At 63.3% G+C, this 6,000-nt stretch carries 6 protein-coding genes; 1 reads left to right on the top strand and 5 read right to left on the bottom strand.

Translation table 11 applies throughout. From position 1 onward, the window contains the following. Window positions 1-226: 226 nt before the first annotated feature. Window positions 227-1,246, bottom strand: coding sequence for a DNA-binding protein YbiB (ybiB, locus tag MKD49_RS22810; protein WP_134221431.1), 1,020 nt, complete (start codon window positions 1,244-1,246; stop codon window positions 227-229). Window positions 1,247-1,378: 132 nt separating this feature from the next. On the opposite strand from ybiB, the gene tsaD reads away from it, so the two are divergent. Beyond that, window positions 1,379-2,419: a tRNA (adenosine(37)-N6)-threonylcarbamoyltransferase complex transferase subunit TsaD gene (tsaD, locus tag MKD49_RS22815; protein ID WP_252697450.1), complete on the top strand. Its 1,041-nt coding sequence runs from the start codon at window positions 1,379-1,381 to the stop codon at window positions 2,417-2,419. Window positions 2,420-2,459: 40 nt separating this feature from the next. On the opposite strand, the gene MKD49_RS22820 is transcribed toward tsaD, so the two are convergent. From MKD49_RS22820 to MKD49_RS22835, 4 genes are all read right to left on the bottom strand, one after another. Further along, the gene (locus tag MKD49_RS22820; protein WP_121044772.1) at window positions 2,460-4,019 is read right to left on the bottom strand and encodes a methyl-accepting chemotaxis protein; all 1,560 of its coding nucleotides are present in this window, start codon (window positions 4,017-4,019) and stop codon (window positions 2,460-2,462) included. Between the two features lie 15 nt (window positions 4,020-4,034). Next, window positions 4,035-5,066 (bottom strand): L-idonate 5-dehydrogenase, encoded by a 1,032-nt coding sequence (locus MKD49_RS22825; protein ID WP_252697451.1) that lies wholly within the window; start codon window positions 5,064-5,066, stop codon window positions 4,035-4,037. A gap of 27 nt (window positions 5,067-5,093) precedes the next feature. Then, entirely contained in the window at window positions 5,094-5,900 is an 807-nt protein-coding gene (locus tag MKD49_RS22830; RefSeq protein ID WP_209579800.1) for an SDR family NAD(P)-dependent oxidoreductase, read from the bottom strand. 11 nt (window positions 5,901-5,911) lie between these two features. Next, the coding region (locus MKD49_RS22835; RefSeq protein WP_252697458.1) for an NAD(P)(+) transhydrogenase (Re/Si-specific) subunit beta at window positions 5,912-6,000 on the bottom strand (89 nt) is incomplete at its 5' end.

A 6,000-nucleotide genomic window follows, 5' to 3' on the forward strand; every position in this document is an offset into this window, starting at 1 on the left:
CGCAGCGTTCGCTGCGTGCTCCTCTCGTGTCGTTTCCCGAGATTTCTCCCCCTCCCGAATCACGATCCCGCTCCCCCCTGGGATCTTGCTTCCTTCCTTTCTTGTTCTTGTTCCTCCCGCGTGCGATCCGCCACCGGCATGTGCTGCTGCGCGCGTCCCGCCTGTCAATCTGTCAGCTTCCTGCGTGGCGGGAGTGGCTGTGGCGAATCACCCACGCAGCAGTGCATCAATTTCCCACGCGTGCCGCCACGTCGACGCAGTGATCGACCTGCTCGGCGATGGCTTGCGGTACCGGGCGCTGCCCCGCCAATACCTCGTTGATCCAGGCGGCAGTAGCGGCGGCGTCCTGGCCTTCGGGCAGGTCGGGCAATTCCTCCGCCACGCTCTGCTTTTCCACCAGCACGGTGCGGGTGCCGCGGCTGAACCAGTCGATGCGCTGGGCGCGCCGCGCATTGGCCACGGTCTCGCCTTCGGTGCCGCGCATGAGGAAGGCATCGCCGCGATCATGCGGGGCGGCGTGGCTGAAGTAGTCGGTCAGCATCTCCAGATATTCCGGATGGGTATACGACGTCAGACGCAAGGCGGGCTGCGCAAACGGTTGCATGATCTTGACCAGCGTATGCGTGGAGTTGCGCACGCCGAGGATGCGGCGCAGATCGAGCAGGCGCGACACGGCCGGGGCCAGCGCAGCAATCGGGATGAAGGCCGGCAGGCCGGCGGCCATGCGCGCTTCGGCCTCGGCGGCGGAGGCCGCATGCGGCACCCCCAGCGCAGTGAAAATCTCGGCGCTGGTCACGCGCTGCGGATCGTGGGTGACGCCGTGCATCAGCACGGGGACCCCGCGCCGCACCAGCAACAGGCAGAGCAGCGGCGTCAGGTTGGCCATCTTGCGCGAGCCGTTGTAGCTGGGCAGCACCACCGGCGCATAGGGACCGGCCGGCGCATGCAGGGGCGTGAAGGAGGCCTCGGCGGCCGCCAGGAAACCGGCGATCTCCTCGACCGATTCGCCCTTGATGCGCATGGACAGCAGGATGCCGCCAAGTTCGAGATCACTCACGCGGCCATCGAGCATGGCTGCATACATCAGTTGCGCATCCTCGCGCGAAAGACTGCGGGCACCGTCCTTGCCGCGTCCGATTTCCTTGATGAAACGGGCGGCTGCGAACGGGGCCGGTGACGGGGCAGCGGCACTGGCGACAGGCTCGACGGCCGCAGCCGGAGCAGGAATGTGGGCATCGTTTTGCATGGCCGAAGGGTACACCAAAACCGCCGTCTGCCGCAGCCGGGGCGCTTGCCCGGTGGCTTTCCATTACAATAGCGCCTTTGCCGCACGGCCCCCACCGGGCTTTTTGGCGGCGGCTTCATTGAGTCCATCCCCATGTTAGTTCTCGGCGTCGAATCTTCCTGTGACGAAACCGGCCTTGCTCTGTACGACACCGAGCGCGGCCTGCTGGCGCATGCCCTGCATTCGCAGATTGCCATGCACCAGGAATATGGCGGCGTAGTCCCCGAGCTGGCCTCGCGCGACCACATCCGCCGCGCCATTCCCCTGCTGCAGCAAACCCTGGCCGATGCCCAGGTGCAAGCCGCTGACATCGACGCCATCGCCTACACGCAAGGACCGGGTCTGGCCGGGGCGCTGCTGGTCGGCGCATCGGTGGCCTGCGGACTGGGTCTGGCGCTGGACAAGCCGGTACTGGGCATCCATCACCTGGAAGGCCACCTGCTCTCGCCGCTGCTGGCGAGCAAGCCGCCGCGCTTTCCCTTCATCGCGCTGCTGGTCTCGGGCGGGCATACGCAACTGATGCGGGTCGATGGCGTGGGCCGCTATGAACTACTGGGCGAGACGCTGGATGATGCCGCCGGGGAAGCTTTTGACAAGTCGGCCAAGTTGCTGGGACTGGGATATCCGGGCGGACCGGCGATCTCGCGCCTGGCCGAGTTCGGCGATCCAGGCGCATACCAGTTGCCGCGGCCGATGCTGCATTCCAAGAATCTGGATTTCAGTTTCTCGGGCTTGAAGACGGCAGTGCTGACCGTGGTCAAGCAGCACAGCGCCAATATCTGCGAACAGGACAAGGCCAACATCGCGCGTGGCTTCGTCGATGCGATCGTAGATGTACTGGTGGCCAAGTGCATGACGGCCCTGAAACAGACCACCCTGAAGCGTCTGGTCATCGCCGGCGGTGTCGGTGCCAATGCGCAACTGCGCGCGGCCCTCAATGCGGCGGCGGCCAAGCGGCGTTATGAAGTGTTCTACCCGGAGCTGCAATTCTGCACCGACAACGGCGCCATGATCGCCTTCGCCGGTGCCATGCGCCTGCGCGAGGAGCCGGGTGCGGCGCGCAAGGAATACGGTTTTGGCGTGCGTCCGCGCTGGCCGCTGGATGAGTTGCGGCCGCCGCAGGCCGGGCAGTAGTCAATCGAAGGCCAACTCTCAGATTGACTGTGAACAAGCCCTAGTCTGAACCCAAGGTAAATCTGCCGATGGCATTGGACATTCCATCAATCTCATGTTTGAGCAATCCAGCCGACGCGCTTGCCTGCTCAACCAGATCAGCATTGCGCTGGGTGATGCCATCAAGCTGCACAATTGCCTGCGCTATCTGATCAATGCCAGCCGTCTGGCTGTCGCCGGCTTGCACGATCTCGCTCATCAAGTCGTTGACCCGGTTGGCTGCATCCACCATTTCCTTCATGGCATCGCCCGTCCCGGCGGCCAACTCATTGCTGGAGGCGATCTGACCGGTCGAGCTTTCAATGAGCTGCTTGATCTCGCGGGCAGCCGCCCCTGAGCGTTGCGCCAGTGAGCGCACCTCGGAAGCCACCACGGCGAACCCCCTTCCCTGTTCGCCTGCCCGCGCCGCCTCCACCGCTGCGTTGAGCGCAAGGATGTTGGTCTGGAAGGCGATGCCATCGATCACGCCAATGATGTCATTGATCTTGCCGGAGGATGTCTTGATGGCAGCGATGGCCATTACCACCTGTTGCACCATCGCGCCTCCCCGCTGCGCCAGTGCGCAGGCGCGGTCGGCAGCCAAGCGTGCCTCCTGCGCTGCTTCATAGTTGGATCGCACGGTGTGTGCCATGTCCTGCATCGAGGCAGCGGTCTGTTCCAGCGATGCCGCCTGCTCCTCGGTTCTCGCCGAAAGCGCCGAGTTGCCGGTGCTCAACTGTTCTATTCCTGCCGCGATCTGTTTCCCGTGAACCGTGACCTCCCTGATCATCTGCGACAAGCTGCGATTCATGGCGGACAGGGCCGCCATCATCCTGCCCGTTTCGTCGCGTGAGGCCACATGGATCCTGCTGGCCAGATCGCCTCGCGCCACCGCACTGGCGATTCCCACGGCTTCATTGAGCGGCTTGCTGACGCGGCGTGCGATCAACCAGGACAAGCCCAATCCGCACACCAGGGCCACTGCGAGCAAGGCAGCCACTCCCACACGGGCCTGGCCGAAGGTCGCATCGGCTTCCTGGCCGCTTGCATGGCTACCTTGCTCGACCGCAGCAAGGAGAGTGGACAAGGATTTCCCTACGGATTGGTCCAGGGCCGCACCCTGCTCCTGCGCCAGGGCCTTGGCTTCCTCGGTGCGCCCCTGATCCGACAGGCTCAACAGCTTTTCGTGCAGGACCAGGTAGCGCTTGATGGACTCCCCATACCCGCGCCAGACCTTTCGTTCATCCTCGGTCAGGGGCAACGCCTGGAATTGCTGCTCCAGCGCTTCCCGCCGACGCATGATCTGCTGCATCACCGTCTCGGCGGCCCGTGCCTCGCTGTTGCGCGTGGCCAGCATGTGGCGAAATTCTTCTATCCGAAACCGCGCAAACTCACTGCGCAGATCCAGCAGAATATGCTGGGCAGGTGTCCAGCGCACGATCAGATCGCCCGTCGCATCGTGCACCCGGCCGATCTGCATCAGCGAAAAGCCACCGAGAACAGCGGTGAGGGCCAATACAACAAGGAATGAGGCCATCAGTTTGACGGCCAGGGTGGGGTTGCGCAGCAATCTCATCGACATCGTCTCGCTCCAATTTCAGAACGCGAGTTGTACCTTCATCTGGCTGCTACGGTCCCCTGCCACATTGAACGCATCTACCGCCTGGGTATAAGGGAAGCTCGCCGTGATAAGGGGTGCCACGTCGACCAGCCGCCGATTCATCATCTCCACCGCCATGGCGAATTCTTCATGGAAGCGGAAGGCACCGCGCCATTCCAGCTCCTTCGCCACCAGCAGATTGGCCGGGAAATTGACATCACCGCCCAATCCGACCTGCACGACTACACCGCCAGGACGCATCGTTTCCAGGCCAGCACGCAGTGCACGTTCGGTACCGCTGACCTCGAACAGCACATCGAAGCTGCCCTTTCCTTGCGCATAGGATTGCAGCACCTCCGCCTCGGTCGCCACGTTGATGACACGGTCGGCCCCGACGACACGGGCGGCTTCCAGTGCCTTGGGCGCAATATCGGTAGCGACGATTTCCGCGGCCCCGGCACGCCGCGCAGCGATGATGACCAGTGCGCCGATCGGCCCGCATCCCGTGACCAGGATCCGCTTGCCCACCAGAGAACCTGCGCGACGCACGGCGTGCAGGGCCACCGAAAGCGGCTCGGCCATGGCCGCCTCGCCGTCGCTGACATGATCGGCCACCGGGTGTGCCTGATGGCGCTCGATCACGATCTCTTGGCGGAACGCGCCCTGAACATGGGGCATGCGCATGGCACTGCCGTAGAAACGCATGTCCAGGCAATGGTTCTGCTTGCCTTCCTGGCAGTAGCGGCACACGCCACACGGATGGCTCGGGCTCACCGCAATACGCGTGCCCGCAGCGATATCCTGCACCGCCTCGCCCACGGCACGAACGACGCCGGAGACTTCATGGCCCAGCACCATGGGCTGCTTGATGCGCACCGTCCCGAAGCCGCCGTGATGGTAGTAATGCAGGTCCGAGCCGCAAATGCCACCGGCCTTGATCTGTACCTTCAGTTGATGGGGGGCCAGTTCGGCCGTGGGAATTTCTTCGATGCGCAAATCATGGGGAGCATGAACGATGATGGCCTGCATGATGGTTCTCCTGAATGAGGTCGGGATTCAAAGGGTGGCGGTGACGCCGCCATCGACGTAGAGAATGTGACCGTTGACAAAATCAGAGGCTGGACTGGACAAGAAGACGGCCGCCCCCACCAGGTCTTCGACATCTCCCCAGCGTCGCGAGGGGGTGCGGTTGACCAGCCAGTCCGTGAACACCTGATCGCGCACCAGCGGTGCCGTCAGTTCGGTCTTGAAGTAGCCAGGCCCCAGGCCGTTGGCCTGGATGCCGTACTTGCCCCAATCGATCGCCATGCCCTTGGTCAGCATCTTCACCGCCCCTTTGGTAGCGGTGTAGGGCGCGATACCCGGACGGCCCAGTTCACTCTGGACCGAGCAGATGTTGATGATCTTGCCGTGACCTCGCTCGATCATGGCGCGCGCGACCGTCTGCCCCACCAGGAACACGGAGTCGAGGTTGGTGCGGATCAGCGCATGCCAGTCCTCTTCGGAAAACTGTTCCAGTGGCGAGCGGCGCTGTATGCCCGCATTGTTGACCAGGATCTCGATGGGACCGACATCTTCCTCGATGCGCCGCACAGCCGCATTGACGGAAGCCGCCTCGGTGACATCGAAGGGCATCCCGGTGACGCGCACCCCCTCTGTTGACAGCCGCTCCACGGCGACTGCAAGTTTTTCCATGTCTCGCCCATTGAGTACCACATGGGCACCAGCATGCGCGAGACCGCGCGCCAGGGCAAATCCGATGCCACTGGTAGAGCCGGTGATGAGCGCAATGCGGCCGGTGAGATTGAAGGCTGCTACGCCAGCAGGGAGGCTCGATCCAGTTTGCAAAGTCTTGTGGTCCATGATGTCTGCTCTCATCCTTCTGTCGCCTTGACCATATCTTCGATGACCTTCTTGGCATCGCCAAAGACCATCATGGTCTTGTCCATGTAGAACAGTTCAT

Origin of the sequence: Herbaspirillum sp. WGmk3 (genome assembly GCF_023952535.1) — a bacterium.
GTDB classification, from domain to species: Bacteria; Pseudomonadota; Gammaproteobacteria; order Burkholderiales; family Burkholderiaceae_D; genus Herbaspirillum; species Herbaspirillum huttiense.